This is a genomic window from Flavobacterium sp. TS_SC_5 (genome assembly GCF_056156265.1).
This window is the reverse complement of record NZ_CM149588.1, coordinates 1,765,975-1,783,073: the sequence shown is the minus strand read 5'-3', so window position 1 is coordinate 1,783,073 and position 17,099 is coordinate 1,765,975. Positions and strand designations below refer to the sequence as shown.

Genomic DNA, 17,099 nt, shown 5'->3' with positions numbered 1-17,099 from the left:
ACTATTTTTTTTATTTATCTATCAAAACCGGAAAAACAACATAATCACATATAAAAACATCTTTAAAGCCTGTACACCATGCAATGACCCATTCTTCACAGCGTCCTTTTGCTTTCAACACAAAAAAAGTTTAATAACGGAGAGATGTGAATAAAAAAAATAATTTTAACAGCAAATTATCCCAGTTTAATAAGCAAACTTTTTACTTTTGCCTTTTAATTTAATTCATTAGTATCATGAAAGATTTATTAGCAAAAATTAACACCGAAATCGAAACGTTCAAAACAGAATCTGAATTACACGTCGAGAAAGGGAACAAAGCTGCTGGAACAAGAGCAAGAAAATCAACGTTAGACTTGGAAAAACTTTTAAAAGAATTTAGAAAAGTTTCTGTAGAAGAATCAAAAAAATAAATCTACAATCAATTATAAGCCCTTTGGAATTTCTAAAGGGCTTTTTTTTACTTATCCATTCAGCTACTTGTAAAACTAGACCTAGCCTATGTATAATTTAAGTTCAAAAACAAAGAATACTTCTATACTTTATTTTTTAATATCCTTTCCATAAGCAGCAAGAAAGACGTCTTGTGGCAGCTATTAAAAAAAAATCTGCCACAGATTACTATTTTTAAAAGATTTCTACCCTCCACCACGAATTAATCTGTGTGAATCTGTGAAATTCTACGAAAAAGGAGGAAGCGCTTTATTCAAATCTGACATTAAATTATAGCCCTTACTTAAATACAAAAAAGCCCATCAAACAAAACTGTTCCATGGGCCTCTGATATAATAACTGTATTAATCTGCTATTTATCCAGCACCTCAAATGTTGAGTTCATACTTTTAAACTCAGGTACTATTTTTTTCATTTTCGCAACAACAGCATCATTTTGATATTGATTAGCAATACTAATTAATTCATCGATATCAATATGAAAATTTTCAAACTCATCCTGAATTTCCTGCGCGATCATGATTTTTTCATGATGTGTGGCTAAGGTCTTAGAAGTATCATTCAGTAGTTCCTCAAATAACTTTTCTCCAGGTCGCAAACCTACAATTTGTATTTTAATGTCTTTTTCAGGAATAAATCCGGCAAGCTTAATCATTTTTCTGGCTAAATCGATAATTTTAACTGGTTTTCCCATATCAAAAATATAGATTTCGCCACCGTTACCCATGGCACCAGCTTCCAACACCAGTTGACAAGCCTCAGGTATTGTCATAAAGTACCTAATAATATCAGGATGTGTAATCGTTAATGGTCCTCCTTCTGCTATTTGTTTAGTAAATAAAGGAACTACTGATCCATTAGAACCCAAGACGTTTCCAAAACGGGTCGTGATAAATTTTGTGGCATTGGAATGACTTTCCTTTTGACTTCTTAAATGAAGGGATTGAACATATTTCTCGGCTATTCGTTTACTGGCTCCCATCACATTACTTGGATTAACCGCTTTATCGGTTGACACCATTACAAACTTCTTTACATTGTACTTACAAGATAAATCCGCTAAGTTTTTAGTCCCCTGAATATTGGTTAGAATGGCTTGAGAAGGATTTTCCTCCATCAGTGGAACGTGTTTGTAAGCAGCGGCATGAAAAACCACCTGTGGACTATAGGCACTGAAAAGATGTTCTAAAGCCTCTAGATTCCGTATGTCACCAATTACAGTTTTGATTTTTGAATTTGAAATTAAAGCTTGAGTTTCTAAGGATAAGTGATGCAGAGGAGTTTCTGCCTGGTCCAAAATAATAATTTTTTTCGGATGAAAACTTAATACCTGACGTACAATTTCACTGCCTATCGATCCTGCGGCTCCAGTAATAAGAACAGTCTTGTCTTTAAGCTGTTTCGTAATAGATTTATTGTCTAATACAATAGGCTGTCTTTCTAACAAATCCTCAATTTCAATGTTCTTTACTTTTTGAGAGATTTCTTTTTGATTTTCCCAGTTGGATATCAAAGGTACATTATATACCTTAAAATTGTATTCTAAACATTGGTCTACAATAATCGATTGCTCTTCTTTTGTCAAACTTTTGTCTGCTATAATTATACCCTCAGCACCCACAGAGCGCATTAAAGTAGGCATCTTTTTCTTTTGTACTAAAATAGGCAAATCCAGCATTCTTTTAGAAGCATTTTGATTATTCTTGTCAACAAATCCCACAATTTTAAAACGGGAAGGAGTTTCAAATTTTAATGCATTCGCTACAGATATCGCATTTGCATCTGTGCCATATATAATGGTTCTAATAAGCTTATTATTTCCTTTTTCCGAAAAATAGAGTTCAAAAGTCTGTTTCACTACTACACGATACAAAAACAAACCACAAAAAGAAAGCACTACATTTATAAACATAGCAGTATTCAAAAAGGCCTTCTCACCAACCAGCAATTCATAGGAAAAATTAAAAAAAAGAAATAACACCAAAACCGCCATTTGTGAAAACAAAAGTTTGACTGCATCTATATAGGAAGAGTGCCTGATGATTCCCGAGTACGTTCTAAAAATCCAAAAAAAGAAAAGATTAACCCCAAAATAAGAACTTATAAAAAGAAAATGATCTGGCGTAATAATATAGTCCAAACCAGTTCCTCTGAAAATCAGATAAGTAAAAAAGAAAGCAACAATCAGAACGGTAACATCCATCATCACAATAATCCAGCGCGGCAGATAACTAAGATTATGAATGTTAAATCGCAGATTAGCTCTCGAAAAATATTTTGAAACAAACCCATCTGGATTCTTATTATTATTTCTATTCAATTGATATAGATTTAAAATTATTCTTTAATACGTTAACAAAACTACAAATAATTGATGTTAAAGTAATACGTTTCGTCATTACATTTCGGTTTTTATACCGAATAAAATAAAAAGCAAGCGAGCTTTGGGTTCAGATGGGATTGTTTTAAGAACGCCGTTTCTTCAAATAAACAAGCTTCCTAGGTTAAACCTCAGCATGTTAATTGCAAGAAAACTCCTTTAATTTTGTTTAATGCTGCCGCGCTAAGATTTGAACCCGACGGCAAACAAAGTCCATGCTCAAATAAAGTTGCGGCTACTTCATGACCGTAATATGCATTTTCCTTAAAAAAAGGTTGCAAATGCATCGGTTTCCAAAGCGGACGTGATTCAATGTTTTCCTCTGAAAGTGCCTGCATCACTTGATCCCTTGTCAATTGATAAGGATTATTGGGGTCTATTAAGATTGTCGTCAACCAATAATTAGAAAAATAGCGGTCATCAGATACAGCATGCACTGTAATTCCGTCGATGCTTTCAAATAATACCGTATAAAATTGATGTACCCTCCTTCTTGATTCTATATGTTTTTGAAGCACTTCCATTTGTCCCCGACCGATACCGGCACATACATTACTCATTCTATAAGTATATCCGATCTGACTGTGCTGATAATGAATCGCATTCTCCCTAGATTGCGTGGCATAAAAAATAGCTTTCTTCTTTAAAGCCTCGGAATTTGTCACAATCGCACCTCCTCCAGAGGTAGTTATGATTTTACTACCATTAAAAGAGAATATTCCAATATCTCCAAAAGTACCACATTTACGTCCTTTGTAACTACTTCCTAGTGCCTCAGCGCTGTCTTCCAAAATTGGAATTCCATAAATATCAGCAAGCACACGAATAGCATCAATTTTATAAGGGATCCCATATAAATGAACGGCAATAATAGCTTTAGGCTTTTTCCCTTTTTTTATCTGGTCAATGATAGCTTCTTCAAGTGCAATAGGACATAGATTCCAGGTTTCGGCTTCACTGTCTATGAAAATAGGGATTGCCCCTTGATACAAAATAGGATTAGCTGAAGCTGAAAAGGTCATGCTCTGACAAAGTACGGTATCATCTGACTGAACCCCTAAAAGAATCAATCCCAAATGAATGGCCGCGGTACCCGAGTTCAATGCGGCAACATACCCTGAACCCAGAAAATGCTCCAAACTTTGTTCAAAAAAATCAATATTGGGTCCTATCGGAGCAATCCAGTTGGTATCAAAGGCCTCCTGAATATAGTGCTGTTCGTTTCCACCCATATGAGGAGGTGATAGCCAAATTTTGTTTTTTTCCATCTTCTAGAAATAAAATCCATAGGGGTTTATTCTGCTAAAGTAATAAAAAACACCTCCATGATTCTGATTGCAGTACTATATTCTTTTTAGTATTTGTTATGGTATTTTTTAAAAAAAGTAAACCAAACAGTCTTCAAAATAAGTAGCATATCCCCACTAAAACTTCGATTGTAATAATACGCTAGATTCATTCGTACTTTATCCGGAAAAATAACACTATCATTATAAACTAAAGGCAACTCCTGCTTCTGCAACATGAATTCCTCTTTATTATATTTTATGGAAGCTAAACTAGTTAATCCTGGCTTCAATTCTAGTATTTTACGATTTTCTCCTGTTAACAAATTATAATAACCCGGCACATCGGGTCTTGCCCCCACAATACTCATTTCTCCTTTGAGAACATTAAAAAACTGTGGCATCTCATCCAATTTAAAGCGTCTCAGGAACTGGCGTATTCTCGAAATGTACTTTTCACCGGTGTGAGATTCAGTCCGAATCGTCCGCAGTTTATATATTTTAAATGGCACACCAAATTGACCAATGCGTTCTTGGAGGAAGATGCCATTCGTATGTGTATCCATAGCAGCAAGCAACCATGACATCAATAGAACCCAAAAAAACAGGAGAAGTGTGAAGAGAGAGAAAACAATATCAAAAAGACGTTTTGTCATACCTTTCGAAGTATTTTATTCGGGATAAAAATACAAGCAAAAAACGGATTAAGAATTCCTGAGGACCATTTTACGAGTGACAAAATTTCGAACAAGTAAATAGATGAATGTCAGTAGCAGTAAAAATCCGCCCATAAAAAGCAGGGTCAAATCCCCATTGGCATCCAAATAAATAACCAATCCGTTTATACCCAATTGAAATCCTGCATAAATAAAAGCGACTAAAATATGGGAATAGCCCATTTCATTAGCCAGATATTGGTACAAATGAGAGCGGTGCGGCTGAAATATATTTTCTTTTTTAAGCAATCTACTGATGATGGTGATAATAGCATCAATTCCATATACCGAAAAGAAAAGAATATACCCGAGTTGCCCTGAATCAATAATGGTCTTTATCATAAAATAGCCCAAAAAGAGTGCCATACTAATACTACCAACATCTCCTGCAAAGGTTTTAGCTTTTTTTCGAACATTAAATATCCCAAAAGCCAAACAAGACAATCCCATTGTAATGAGTAATGGCAAGCTGGCTTGGTTGATTGGTAAAAAAGAAAAAGTAGCTATGGCCGCTAAAGCATACAAGACGGTGATCCCATTGATACCATCCATAAAATTAAAGGCGTTTACCCAACCTATAAGAAGTACAAACACAACAGGAAGCAACCACAAAGGTTCATAAAACAAATGCAACTCATAAAAAACCAAACCCACAGCTATGACATGTGAAATAAATCGAGGCAATTGAGACAGTGGTTTGATATCATCAATAAAACTTACTATAGCCACTAATACTACAGCAAGCGTAACAGCCCAAGAAACATAGCCCAGTAAAAAAGCGATACCTATGGCTATTGGAAAAATAATGCCACCACCTCTTAATGTAATAGAAGTATGGGATGATCTACTATTGGGTTTATCAATGATATTGTAGGTATCCGCTATTTTAAAATAAATAAGTTCAATACCAACCAATAAAATAATTAATGCAAAATATGTCATGTTTTAAACTATGTCTATGCTTTTAAATAAATAATAATAATAATAATAATAATAATAATAATAATAATAATAATGGTAAATAAGAACTAATCCCTGATCACTCCTCACTATTCACCTCTCACTTCTCACTTCTCACTTCTCACTATTCACTTCTCACTACTAACTTACAACTTATGCTTCAACAATCCCAAAAGATACTCCCCGTACCCAGACTTTTTTAAAGGTTCAGCCAGATCTTTCAATTGTTGGTCACTAATGAAACCTTGTCTCCATGCAATTTCTTCGATACAACCTACTTTAAGTCCCTGACGTTCCTCAATCACCTGAACAAATTGTCCTGCTTGCATCAAACTATTAAAAGTTCCGGTGTCCAACCAAGCGGTACCTCTGCTTAGAATACCTACTTTCAAAGCTCCTTTTTCCAAGTACACTTTATTCACATCGGTTATTTCATATTCTCCACGAGCACTTGGCTTGATATTTTTGGCAATTTCGACTACTGAATTATCATAAAAATACAATCCTGGTACTGCATAATTTGATTTGGGTTCCAAGGGTTTTTCTTCAATCGAAAGTGCTTTGAATGTGGCATCAAACTCCACCACACCATAGCGTTCCGGATCAGAAACATGATACGCAAAAACAACTCCGCCTTCAGGATTAGTGTTAGATTGCAATAATTCATGCATATTAGCACCAAAGAAAATATTATCCCCTAAAACCAATGCGACACTATCTTTTCCTATGAATTCTTCTCCAATAACAAAAGCTTGCGCCAGACCATTCGGAATAGCCTGTTCCGCATAACTGAATTGACAGCCTATCGAAGACCCATCGCCTAGTAATTTTTTAAAATGAGGTAAATCATGAGGCGTAGAAATAATCAATATTTCATGGATCCCAGCCATCATTAGAGTAGACAACGGATAATAAATCATCGGCTTATCATACACAGGCATCATTTGTTTGCTCATAGCAAGCGTTAACGGATGCAAACGGGTTCCGGATCCTCCGGCTAATATAATTCCTTTCATAAATTTTAAATTTATTTATTATTGGTCATTTATGGAATCGCTTTTTATTTTTTGGTGTTTGCTTAGGCAAAAATTTTTAATGGCGATTTCATAATTGTACTAATTTTACGAATTAATTCGAATTTTTTAAATTAATTATTTTTTTATAAGGTAAGTAAGGCCTGCCGAAATTAATCAACATACTCAAGTAATGACTTTAATCTAATGTCATAATTAATTAAAATATATTTTTTTTACCACAAATTTCACAAATTACCACTAATTAAATTAATTTATATTGTAACAAATCTTTTTAATACTTCTAATCTGAGACAAAAATGTCTTTAATAATTAAGACAATATATTTTTCATACTTCGTAATTAATAATAATATAAACGCTCTCACACCACTCCTCTCCCCGCCCTTAAATTAAAAACGTCAAAAAACAACGAAAAAACGAAGTGGCAGCAGTCCGCGAGTTGAGCCTGAAAGGCGAACGGCTCGGGCTGCGGAACGTAGTTTTGAGGTAGTTTTTAAGTTTTTAATTTTCAGGCTTGATCTTTTGTTTCTTTTGCATCAAGGCAAATCGAAGATTCAGACACCCGAGCGAAGCGAACAGGCGAAGCAAATACCAGTTAAAATAAAATTTTAGTGAGCTAAAAGAAAATTAATAAGCCATAATTTCTAACTTTAAACAAAATCTCATTGCTAGCATCCATTCCTGAAATTCGGATTAATTAGTTTTAATTCGAGTAAGAAAAGTTTTTGTTACTGTTGATTTCATATTTTTAGATTTTTCATCTTCCTACCTTACACTTTTTTGACTAATTCATCACTAAACGAAATACTGAAAACTTCTCATTCCTCACTATTCACTTCTCACTAACTATACTGTTTTTCGTAATAGGTTGCATACTCTCCAGAAGTAATATTATTCAACCAGGTTTGATTTTCCAAATACCAGTTAACGGTTTTTTCCAATCCTTGCTCAAAAGTAACGGATGGTTTCCAGCCTAATTCCTTATTAATCTTACTAGCATCAATGGCATAGCGCAAATCATGTCCTGGACGGTCTTTTACATAGGAAATCAGCTGTTCAGAGGTTCCCGCTGTTCTTCCCAATTTCTCATCCATTATTTTGCAAAGCAATTTAACCAAATCGATATTCTGCCATTCATTAAAACCGCCAATATTATAGGTATCGTGGTTTTTTCCCTCGTGGAAAACCAAATCAATCGCTACAGCATGATCTTCTACAAAAAGCCAGTCACGAGTATATTTTCCATCGCCATATACAGGTAACGGTTTGTTTTGAATGATATTATTGATAAACAATGGAATCAGTTTTTCAGGAAAATGAAAAGGACCGTAATTATTAGAACAGTTCGTCAATACATAAGGCAAACCGTATGTTTCTCCATACGCTCGAACAAAATGATCCGAACTCGCTTTAGAAGCAGAGTAAGGAGAGTTAGGATCGTAGGCCGTTGTTTCAGTAAACAATCCTTCGGCACCCAAACTTCCATAAACCTCATCTGTGCTAATGTGATAAAAACGTTTCCCTTCATAATTTCCGTTCCAAATTGTTTTGGCGGCATTCAATAAATTCATAGTTCCTATCACATTTGTTTTCACAAAAGATAACGGATCCGTTATGGAACGATCCACATGCGATTCAGCAGCTAAATGCAAAACCCCATCAAACTGATGCTCCGCAAATAATTGATCTATAAATGTAGCATCAACAATATCGCCCTTAATAAATGTGTAATTAGGTTCCTTTTCTATATCAACTATATTCTCCAGATTCCCTGCATACGTCAGCGCATCCAAATTAAAAATTTGATACTGTGGATACTTGTTTACAAACAGTCGCACTACATGAGACCCAATAAAACCGGCACCACCGGTGATAAGTATATTTTTCATTTTGTTTTTATATATTTTAATTAGTTGCAAAAAGTCCCTAACTATTTTTGTTTACTCTTTAATGGCAATAATAGAAAAACCCTCTATTTTCGGCTTCCTCTAGGTCTGAGGCGAAACGAAAATTGCAAGCCTCTTCTCACTATTCAATTCTCACCTCTCACTATTCACTCCTCATTCCTCACTTCTCACCTCTCACTATGCACTATTCACTTCTCAATACTCTTTGCCCCGCCCTTAAATAAAAAGCATAAAAAAACAACGAAAAAGTAAAGTGGCAGCAGTCCGCGAGTTGAGCATGAAAGACGAACGGCTCGGGCTGTGGAACGGCACTTTGAGGTAGTTTTTAAGCTTTTTATTTTCAGGTAGTGATTTTTTTGTTTCTTTTTTGATCAAGCAAAAAAGAAAATTAGTAACCCCTACTTTTTTACTTTCAATAAAAAGGTATTGGTAACATATTTCAAAACCTCTTTATAGTCTCGAAACAAAATCATGCTCTAAATATTCGACTCCCTTTATATCTATGGCAAAACGAAAATTGCAAACCACTTCTCACTCCTCACTATTCACCTCTCACTATTCATTTCCCAACAACTTCATGCACGCAATCAAACTTTCTTTATACTCCGGAACCTCAACTCCAAATGTATCTTTTATTTTAGTTTTATCCAATAAAGAATATTGCGGACGCTTTGCAGGTGTCGGATAATTAGAAGCTGGAATTCCACTGATTTCACAATCAAAATTGCCTAATTCTTTAATTGCCAAAGCAAACTCATACCAACTGATTTCTCCCTCATTAGAAAAATTATAAATACCTGCCTGCCAATGAGCATTTACCAATATTGTCATGATAGCCTGAGCCAAATCAGCGGCATAAGTTGGGCTTCCTATCTGATCATTTACAACATTTAAGCTGTCTCTTTCTTGCATTAATCGGGACATCGTTTTTACAAAATTATTTCCAAAACTAGAGTACACCCAAGAAGTCCTGATTATAATTGAATTTGGATTTTCTTGCAAACAAGCCTTTTCTCCTGCCAATTTAGTCATACCATAAACATTAATAGGATTCGTCGGAGCCGCTTCAGTCAATGCAGTAGCTGCAGTACCGTCAAAAACATAATCGGTAGAAATATGGATTAATTTTACGGAATGATCTTTAGCATATTGGGCAATAATACCTAGAGCCAAATCATTAATAATGTTTGCTAATTCCTGTTCGGTTTCAGCTTTGTCTACAGCAGTATAAGCACCACAGTTCAAAATTATATTTGGAGATAGTACTTCTAATTGTTTTTTTAAGACATCCAAATTATCCAAAGATACTTGCGTCCTATCGGCAAAAATCCATTCATATTGCGCATAATTCTCAGATAACACTTTCAGTTCTGAACCCAATTGTCCGGTGGCTCCTGTTACTACTATTTTTTGCATAATTATTTTTTATCAAACAAACTCTCAATCTTACCGACAACTTTAAACTTTAAACCTTAAACTTTTTTTAATCTTCTTTGCGAACTTTGCGGTTAAATTTTAAGACTCCCAGTCAAACAACTTTGAGTCCTTCGCGCCTCCTTTGCGAACTTTGCGGTTAAACCCAATTCTCATTCTCACCAGTGACAACTTTAAACCTTAAACTTTAAACTTTTTTTTCGCGAACTTTGCGGTTAAGTATTAAAACTCCCAATCTATTTCATTAAAACTAGGCAAAATCAGATCCTTTTCTGAAACAATAATCTCTTTAGAATCTAATTGCCAATCTATGGCAAGAGTCGGGTCATCATAACGAATTCCTCTCTCACTATCCTTATGGTAAAGTTGATCTACTTTATACAGTACTGAGGCAGTTTCACTCAAAACCGAAAAACCATGAGCAAAGCCATGAGGTACCATTAATTGTTTTTTATTATCCGCACTCAAAACCACACTAAAATGTTGCCCATAAGTAGGTGAATTTTTTCGTAAGTCTACAGCTACATCAAGGATTTCACCTTGTAGCACCCGTACTAATTTGGCCTGTGCAAAAGGATTGATTTGCAAATGCAATCCTCGAATCACCCCTCTTGTAGAGAAGGACTGATTGTCTTGAATAAATTGATATTTTATTCCATTTTCATGAAATTGAGCTTGGTTGTAGGCTTCAAAGAAATAGCCACGCGAATCTTCAAAAACCGTTGGGTTAATGATTACTAAATCTTTTATTGGTGTTTTTTCAATGGTCATTTTTGTGTATTTAACATTTTATATTTTATAACGCTGTGTTTTACAGCTTATTTAATCCAAGAAAATTGAATACTAATAATAACCCGATAGAAGTAATTAGTTTTTGATGATAATTTTTCGTCAGTTCATGTAATTTACTCCCGAAGCCTCGGGAAGAAATTTGTATCGAGAGCAAGAACAATTTCAATAAAAACGGTTCTGGTTACATTTTTTGTTCTGTTTTACTACATAAAAACAATCGAACTTACGTTTTAAATAATTACATCCACCGAGACAGTAATAATAACTTAGTTTTTTTCCTAAACGAAAAAACCTACTATCTCCCAAAATCATCCTGTACCCGTACAATATCATCTTCATCAGATGGGTTTTCTGCGTCGGTATGTTGCCAGATTTCAGCAACAACACCCCAAGCTTCAAGGCCTACTAAACGGTGACGTTCTCCTTGCTGTAAAGTAATCGTATCGCCTTTTTTTAATACTTCAAGTTCTCCTTGTACATCATCTTTACTGCGGATAACACCTGCTTCCCCATCGATGAGTCGCCATATCTCAGCCCTACGGTGATGGTATTGCCAAGATAATCGTTGATGAGGCGCTACTAACAATATTTTTGGACTAAGTTTTCCGGATATCTTCAGTGATGCTACATCCAATCCTTCAAAATAGTGGTTGGCAAATTGCTGTGCTTGATTTTCATCTATAACAAAAAAACCGCCCCAGGGGCGATGGTCATCATAGGATGCTATTGTAAATCCCTCTTGTTGTAAGGATTCATTTATTTGATTAAATATAGTAGTTTTCATTTACAGTATTATGTTATCAATTATCACCTTTTTTACTGAAAATCAACACCAAAATCTTCACTCATTTGTATCGATACTTGTTTGATTTCTTGTTCTTTGTCTTTAGGGTAAATTAGTAATACATTGGCATCATCAACAATAATGTAATTTTCAAGCCCGTCTATAACTACCCCTTTCCCTTTTGGCACTTGTATCAAGCAATTCGCAGTGTTGCTGAGGTGCTTTTGAGAAACGGTAACCGAGTTATTAAAAGCATCTTTCTCAGCTACTTCATGCAAAGAGGCCCAAGTGCCCAGATCGGACCAACCGATATCAGCAGGAATGGTATAAACATTGGTTGCCTTTTCTAAAATAGCATAATCTATAGAGATGTTAGGGCTTTTAGGATAGTTTTCCGCTATAAATGCTACTTCTGAATTGGTATTATAGACATCATTTCCTTGAATGAATAACTCATGTATTGCAGTTGCATGTTGTTTAAAAGCATTTTGAATACTTTGAGCACGCCAAATAAAAATTCCTGCATTCCACAAATATGCTTCGCTAGCGAGATATTCTTGTGCTTTTTTAAGAATAGGCTTTTCAAGAAAACAAGCTACTTTATGAACGCCATCAATACCCTCTTTCTGGAAATTGACATACCCATAACCCGTATCCGGTCGTGTTGGAGTAATTCCCAACGTAACCAATGCGTCGTTGGTTGCGGTATAATCTAGGGCTTGTGAAATTTTATCCAAAAATTCCATTTCCTTCAAAATCAAATGATCTGAAGGAGCCACTACTATATTGGCATCTGGATTCTGTTTAAGGATTTTATAAGAAGCATAAGCAATACAAGGAGCTGTGTTATTGCGGCTCGGCTCCAGTAGAATGTTAGCTATCAAAATACCTGCCAACTGTTCCTGGATTAAACCCAAATACTGTTCATTGCTCAGTATATAAATATTTTCTTTGGGACAAATTTTCTCAAATCGCTCATAAGTAAGTTGCAGTAATGATTTGCCTATACCCAAAAAATCAATAAACTGCTTGGGAAAGTGGTTGCGGCTCTTACGCCAAAACCGACTGCCCACGCCACCAGCCATGATTAAAACATAGTTGTTGTTTTTAGTTCCAGTCATTATATTTTTTTGTCTTTTATTTCTTAAAGGATTCAAAAGTCATCATCAGACCTTGCTCAGTAGAAACAGGCAATGTTTTCCCGATCGCCTTTATAATCTTTCTATTGCTAACCACATAATTCTCCGTTAGCTTTTGTAACCGTTCTGAATTTAAAGGTAAATGTAAATGATCTCCTAATTTAGCAATAGAGCTTATCATATTTTGTGATAAGTTGAGTATTCTGCTTTTTTTATCCAAACTCTTTCCAAGCAACTGAATTAATTGGTTTGTAGACAAAGGTTCGTCATCTGCTACTTGATAAACCCCCGACGGAATTGCTGTGTTTTCTAATAATTCTTTAATAACAAAACAAAGATTTTCGATACTCAGAAAAGAACGTTGGTTCTCAAAAGCGCCCAAAGGCCAAGGAAATCCTTTGGCAACCAATTGATACAATAAATTTAAATTGCCTTTATTTCCAGGACCGTGAATCATACAGGGACGCAAAATATACACTCTCTTTTCTTCTGGTAGTGATTGACTCAGAATATACTGTTCGGCCTGTTGTTTTGCAATACCATAATGGGTTTTAGGGCAAAGAAAGTCATTTTCTTTCAGTACGCCATTCACCTCATCGGTGGCAGCTTTTACCGTACTCATAAACACAAAAACTTTGGCATCTGAACGCAAAAAAGCATCAAACAATTGTTTGGTCAGCTCAAAATTAGCTTCATAATATTCTGATGGCTTAGACACTTTCATTAAATCGTGAGCTTTCCCTGCTAGATGAATTAGGACATCCGTTTTCAAATCAAATTTCTGATTTTTGATATAGCGAACACTCAAAGTTTCTATTTCGTGTGAAGTCTTCAAATAGCAGCGAAGATTCGTCCCTACAAATCCTGTGGCCCCGGTAATTACGATCGATTTTAACATTATAATTGATAGATTTCCTTGTATGCTTCCGCCATTTTTTCTCGTGAAAATATTTTTACTCTTTCTAACGAATTGGATGAATAGGACTCATACAAATCTTTATTATAAATTATTTTTTCAATTGCGGCTGTTAACGCATCAACATCGTTAGGTTCGACTGTAAGTCCTGAATAATCATTCAAAGACACAAAAGGAACACCTGATTCTAAATTGGTATTTACAACCGGTAGTCCATTAGCCATAGCTTCTAATTGGACAACTCCAAAAGCTTCTGCCTCATTAATTGAAGGCAGCACAAATAAATCAGCATTTCTGTAAAATACTGCTAACTGTTTATCATCAGCATCAGAAACAAAAGTTACCTTATGCCCAATATGTAGCTCTTCTACTAATGATTTTAGGTTTTGAAGTTCTTCCCCATTTCCAACTATTTTCAACTTAACCTCTAAATTTTTAACAGCTTTTATTAAATATTCTACCCCCTTATATTTTCTAAGTTTCCCTACAAAGAGTAATTCAAAGCATCTATCCGACGGATATTTTTTAGAAGTAATTGATAAATATTTAGGATCAAAACTTAAAGGTATTGTTTTGACTTTTTTACTATACTTTTGAAGTATAATTGAAGCCTCAAAAAGTTGTGGTGAAGTTACAATTATAGCATCTGCTCTATCGAGAAGTTTTTCAATCATTGGATTATAAATCCGTTCAATCCAACTCCATCTGGAATTTTTTATATTAGCATGCCATGTAATGATAAATTTTTTATTAGACATTTGTTTAAAATATCGTAGCAAAGCAAATTCCATCGTTGGAAAAGGATAATGATGATGGACAACATCATTATCTATTATTAACTTTTTTAATGATGGATATCTTAAATTTAGGGGTTGGCTCTTAAAATGGGCAGGTGTAATTTCTTTTATAATTCTTTCCCTGTTTTTCTCTTTAACAGACTTAACAAAATTTTGACTGTGATTATTAGAATAGACTGTAAAACTTATATCATCAGAGTAATCAATAACACCTTCAACTACATTCTTCACTACCGACTCCATACCTCCTTGGCAAGGATCGTAATATTTAACCAACTGTAGTATTTTCATATTTACAACTTAATATCTTTAATTAAATTATGGACTTTTTCTCCAGAATCCTTCCAATTGAAAAATTTTGAACGTAAACGTCCTTTTCTTTTTAATTCTTCTTTTAAAACTGAATCCCCAATTATTTTTAAAATCCCATTTTTAATAGTTTCAGTATCAAACGGATTAACATAAAGAGCTGCATCAGAACAAACTTCTTTTAGACTTGGAATCTCAGAAACAATAACTGCACAATCATTTTTCATAGCTTCTAAAGGAGGGATCCCAAAACCTTCGTACAATGACGGATATATAAAAAATTCACATTTTTTGTACAAGCTAGACAACTCAAAATCAGACACAAATCCAGTAAAAATTACATTTTTTGAGTCAGCGCTTAATTTTACATTAAAATGATTCGAAGTTTTTCCAACCAAAACAAGCATGTAATTTTCTAAATTCAATTCTAAAAAAGAATCTATTAAGCGTTGCAAATTTTTTCTCGGATCTATTGAAGATACAGCTAAAACATATTTATTATTCAAAATAGAGTTTACAATTGGACTAACTTCCGTATTACGAATACTGTTTTCACCTTCATCAGTAGCTGCATTGTAAATAACTTCTATTTTATTCTCATCAATCTTAAGGTATTTTATAATCTCAGTTTTAGAAAAATTACTAACTGTAAGAATTTTAAAGGCATTATTAGCTAAAATTGGAGTTGCTATACTATAAAAAAGAGTATACGATTTAGAAAACCATTTCTTGTTTTCATAAAACGACAAATCATGGATTGTAATAATTTGATTATTATAAAACAAAGGCCCTAATCCAGATAGATTTAGAAGCAATGGATTTCCATTAATTTTAAGAAATCTTAATAAGTCAATTTGTTCCCAAAAATGAGATTTTAAGCTGCCAAATCTAAGTATTTCAAAACTCTCTTCGTTTTCATATTCTAGCCATTTAGGAATTACAATCCTAAAATCTAATCCTAATCTTTTTAATTGTTTGCAAATCTCCAATGAAAATCTGCTGATACCGTCCATTTTATTACAAAGAAAACGACCGTTTATATATATAGTTTTATCAGTTTCCAAATTATTGTTATTGTATTTATAGAACACCTTGAACTAAAGATAAAAACGACTCTTTAATAATATTTGAGTGAAACTTATCTAAGTTAGGCAAATCCGAAAAATTATTATTTTCTAATATTTCTAAAACACCTGTCATAAATTCCTTTTGGTTATGCGAATCTATTATTATTTTTTGTTTTACTCCGTTTAAAACCTCAATAGCTCCTTTATTCATTATAGTTACTACTGGCACTTTTAATGCTAATGCCTCAACATAAACCAAAGGCATTGCTTCCGAAAAAGATGTATGAACCAATGCTTTAGCTCTTTTCATGATAGGCAATGGATTTGAAACTGCCCCTACCAGATGAACATGTTCTTGAACACCCAATTCCTTAATTTGGGTTTCTATATTCTTCCTTTCTGTTCCATCACCTAAAATCACCAAATCATAATTGAAATTTGGGATTTCAGATTTCATCTTTGCATATACATCTATTAAAAACGGATAATTTTTTACGATTTCCAATCGGCCTACAGCCACTAAAAAGTTTTTTGCTGAAATCTTGTTAAAAATAGATTCTTCTATTGAATCGTTCGATTTCTTAAAAAAAGAATCATTTATCACAGCGTTATAAATTACTCGTATCTTGCTGGGGTTGATACCATAATTAATCATCAAATCGGTTTTAACACCCTGAGAAACAGCCACAACTTTATCCGCGTGATTATAAGTCAGTTTAATAAGATATGGAGCTAATTTACCTACCAATCCTAAATTGTCCATCTCTACATCTTGATAACTATGCTGAGTAACAACGACTTTAAGTTTCCTAAATGCAACGAGATTACAAATAACGGCTATTATGTTTGGGTAAGTAGGCCCTGTTATTAATAAGTCGGCAGTTGATTTTTTTATATAACTATATACCTTAATAAAAGAACCACGCAATTTACTACATCCTAAATCAACAATATTAACATTACCATTTAACTCGTCTTTTAATATTCCTTCATTTAAGCTGACAATAAAATCTACTTTGTGTCCATCTTCCACAAAACTATTGGCAAGGGTAACAAATGCCCTCTCAACACCCCCCAAATTAAAACTTGAAACAAAAAAAGCAATATGCTTAGCCATAAAATA

The 17,099-nt window shown here is 34.1% G+C and carries 15 protein-coding genes; 1 reads left to right on the top strand and 14 read right to left on the bottom strand.

What is annotated here, in order from left to right; genetic code table 11:
* Positions 1-236 precede the first annotated feature (236 nt).
* On the top strand, positions 237-413 hold the full coding sequence (locus AC0J6S_RS07835) for a histone H1 (protein ID WP_113667012.1): 177 nt from the start codon (positions 237-239) through the stop codon (positions 411-413).
* 392 nt (positions 414-805) lie between these two features.
* Here the strand turns inward: AC0J6S_RS07835 and AC0J6S_RS07830 are convergent, their stop codons facing one another.
* The 14 genes from AC0J6S_RS07830 to AC0J6S_RS07765 all read right to left on the bottom strand — a co-directional run bounded on the left by AC0J6S_RS07830 (position 806) and on the right by AC0J6S_RS07765 (position 17,093).
* Positions 806-2,773: a polysaccharide biosynthesis protein gene (locus tag AC0J6S_RS07830; protein ID WP_474956182.1), complete on the bottom strand. Its 1,968-nt coding sequence runs from the start codon at positions 2,771-2,773 to the stop codon at positions 806-808.
* A gap of 191 nt (positions 2,774-2,964) precedes the next feature.
* Positions 2,965-4,101: a DegT/DnrJ/EryC1/StrS family aminotransferase gene (locus AC0J6S_RS07825; protein WP_474956181.1), complete on the bottom strand. Its 1,137-nt coding sequence runs from the start codon at positions 4,099-4,101 to the stop codon at positions 2,965-2,967.
* 86 nt (positions 4,102-4,187) lie between these two features.
* On the bottom strand, positions 4,188-4,775 hold the full coding sequence (locus tag AC0J6S_RS07820; RefSeq protein ID WP_474956180.1) for a sugar transferase: 588 nt from the start codon (positions 4,773-4,775) through the stop codon (positions 4,188-4,190).
* 48 nt (positions 4,776-4,823) lie between these two features.
* Positions 4,824-5,777, bottom strand: a complete 954-nt coding sequence (locus AC0J6S_RS07815) for an MraY family glycosyltransferase (protein WP_474956179.1) — start codon at positions 5,775-5,777, stop codon at positions 4,824-4,826.
* A gap of 164 nt (positions 5,778-5,941) precedes the next feature.
* Positions 5,942-6,811, bottom strand: a complete 870-nt coding sequence (rfbA, locus tag AC0J6S_RS07810; protein WP_474956178.1) for a glucose-1-phosphate thymidylyltransferase RfbA — start codon at positions 6,809-6,811, stop codon at positions 5,942-5,944.
* An 862-nt stretch (positions 6,812-7,673) separates the two neighbouring features.
* Positions 7,674-8,720 carry a dTDP-glucose 4,6-dehydratase gene (rfbB, locus tag AC0J6S_RS07805; protein ID WP_474956177.1) on the bottom strand — a complete coding sequence of 349 codons (1,047 nt, stop codon included), beginning with the start codon at positions 8,718-8,720 and terminating at the stop codon, positions 7,674-7,676.
* A 573-nt stretch (positions 8,721-9,293) separates the two neighbouring features.
* Positions 9,294-10,154 carry a dTDP-4-dehydrorhamnose reductase gene (rfbD, locus tag AC0J6S_RS07800; protein ID WP_474956176.1) on the bottom strand — a complete coding sequence of 287 codons (861 nt, stop codon included), beginning with the start codon at positions 10,152-10,154 and terminating at the stop codon, positions 9,294-9,296.
* 240 nt (positions 10,155-10,394) lie between these two features.
* Positions 10,395-10,943, bottom strand: coding sequence for a dTDP-4-dehydrorhamnose 3,5-epimerase (gene rfbC / locus AC0J6S_RS07795; protein WP_474956175.1), 549 nt, complete (start codon positions 10,941-10,943; stop codon positions 10,395-10,397).
* Between the two features lie 316 nt (positions 10,944-11,259).
* Positions 11,260-11,748, bottom strand: coding sequence for a cupin domain-containing protein (locus AC0J6S_RS07790; protein ID WP_474956174.1), 489 nt, complete (start codon positions 11,746-11,748; stop codon positions 11,260-11,262).
* 32 nt (positions 11,749-11,780) lie between these two features.
* Complete coding sequence (locus AC0J6S_RS07785; RefSeq protein WP_474956173.1) at positions 11,781-12,869, bottom strand: mannose-1-phosphate guanylyltransferase; 1,089 nt, start codon at positions 12,867-12,869, stop codon at positions 11,781-11,783.
* Positions 12,870-12,885: 16 nt separating this feature from the next.
* Positions 12,886-13,785: an NAD-dependent epimerase/dehydratase family protein gene (locus tag AC0J6S_RS07780; RefSeq protein ID WP_474956172.1), complete on the bottom strand. Its 900-nt coding sequence runs from the start codon at positions 13,783-13,785 to the stop codon at positions 12,886-12,888.
* Entirely contained in the window at positions 13,785-14,891 is a 1,107-nt protein-coding gene (locus tag AC0J6S_RS07775; protein ID WP_474956171.1) for a glycosyltransferase, read from the bottom strand. The genes AC0J6S_RS07780 and AC0J6S_RS07775 overlap by 1 nt, the downstream gene beginning before the upstream one ends.
* 2 nt (positions 14,892-14,893) lie before the next feature.
* The gene (locus tag AC0J6S_RS07770; protein WP_474956170.1) at positions 14,894-15,973 is read right to left on the bottom strand and encodes a glycosyltransferase family 4 protein; all 1,080 of its coding nucleotides are present in this window, start codon (positions 15,971-15,973) and stop codon (positions 14,894-14,896) included.
* A 16-nt stretch (positions 15,974-15,989) separates the two neighbouring features.
* The gene (locus AC0J6S_RS07765) at positions 15,990-17,093 is read right to left on the bottom strand and encodes a glycosyltransferase (RefSeq protein WP_474956169.1); all 1,104 of its coding nucleotides are present in this window, start codon (positions 17,091-17,093) and stop codon (positions 15,990-15,992) included.
* Positions 17,094-17,099: the final 6 nt, after the last annotated feature.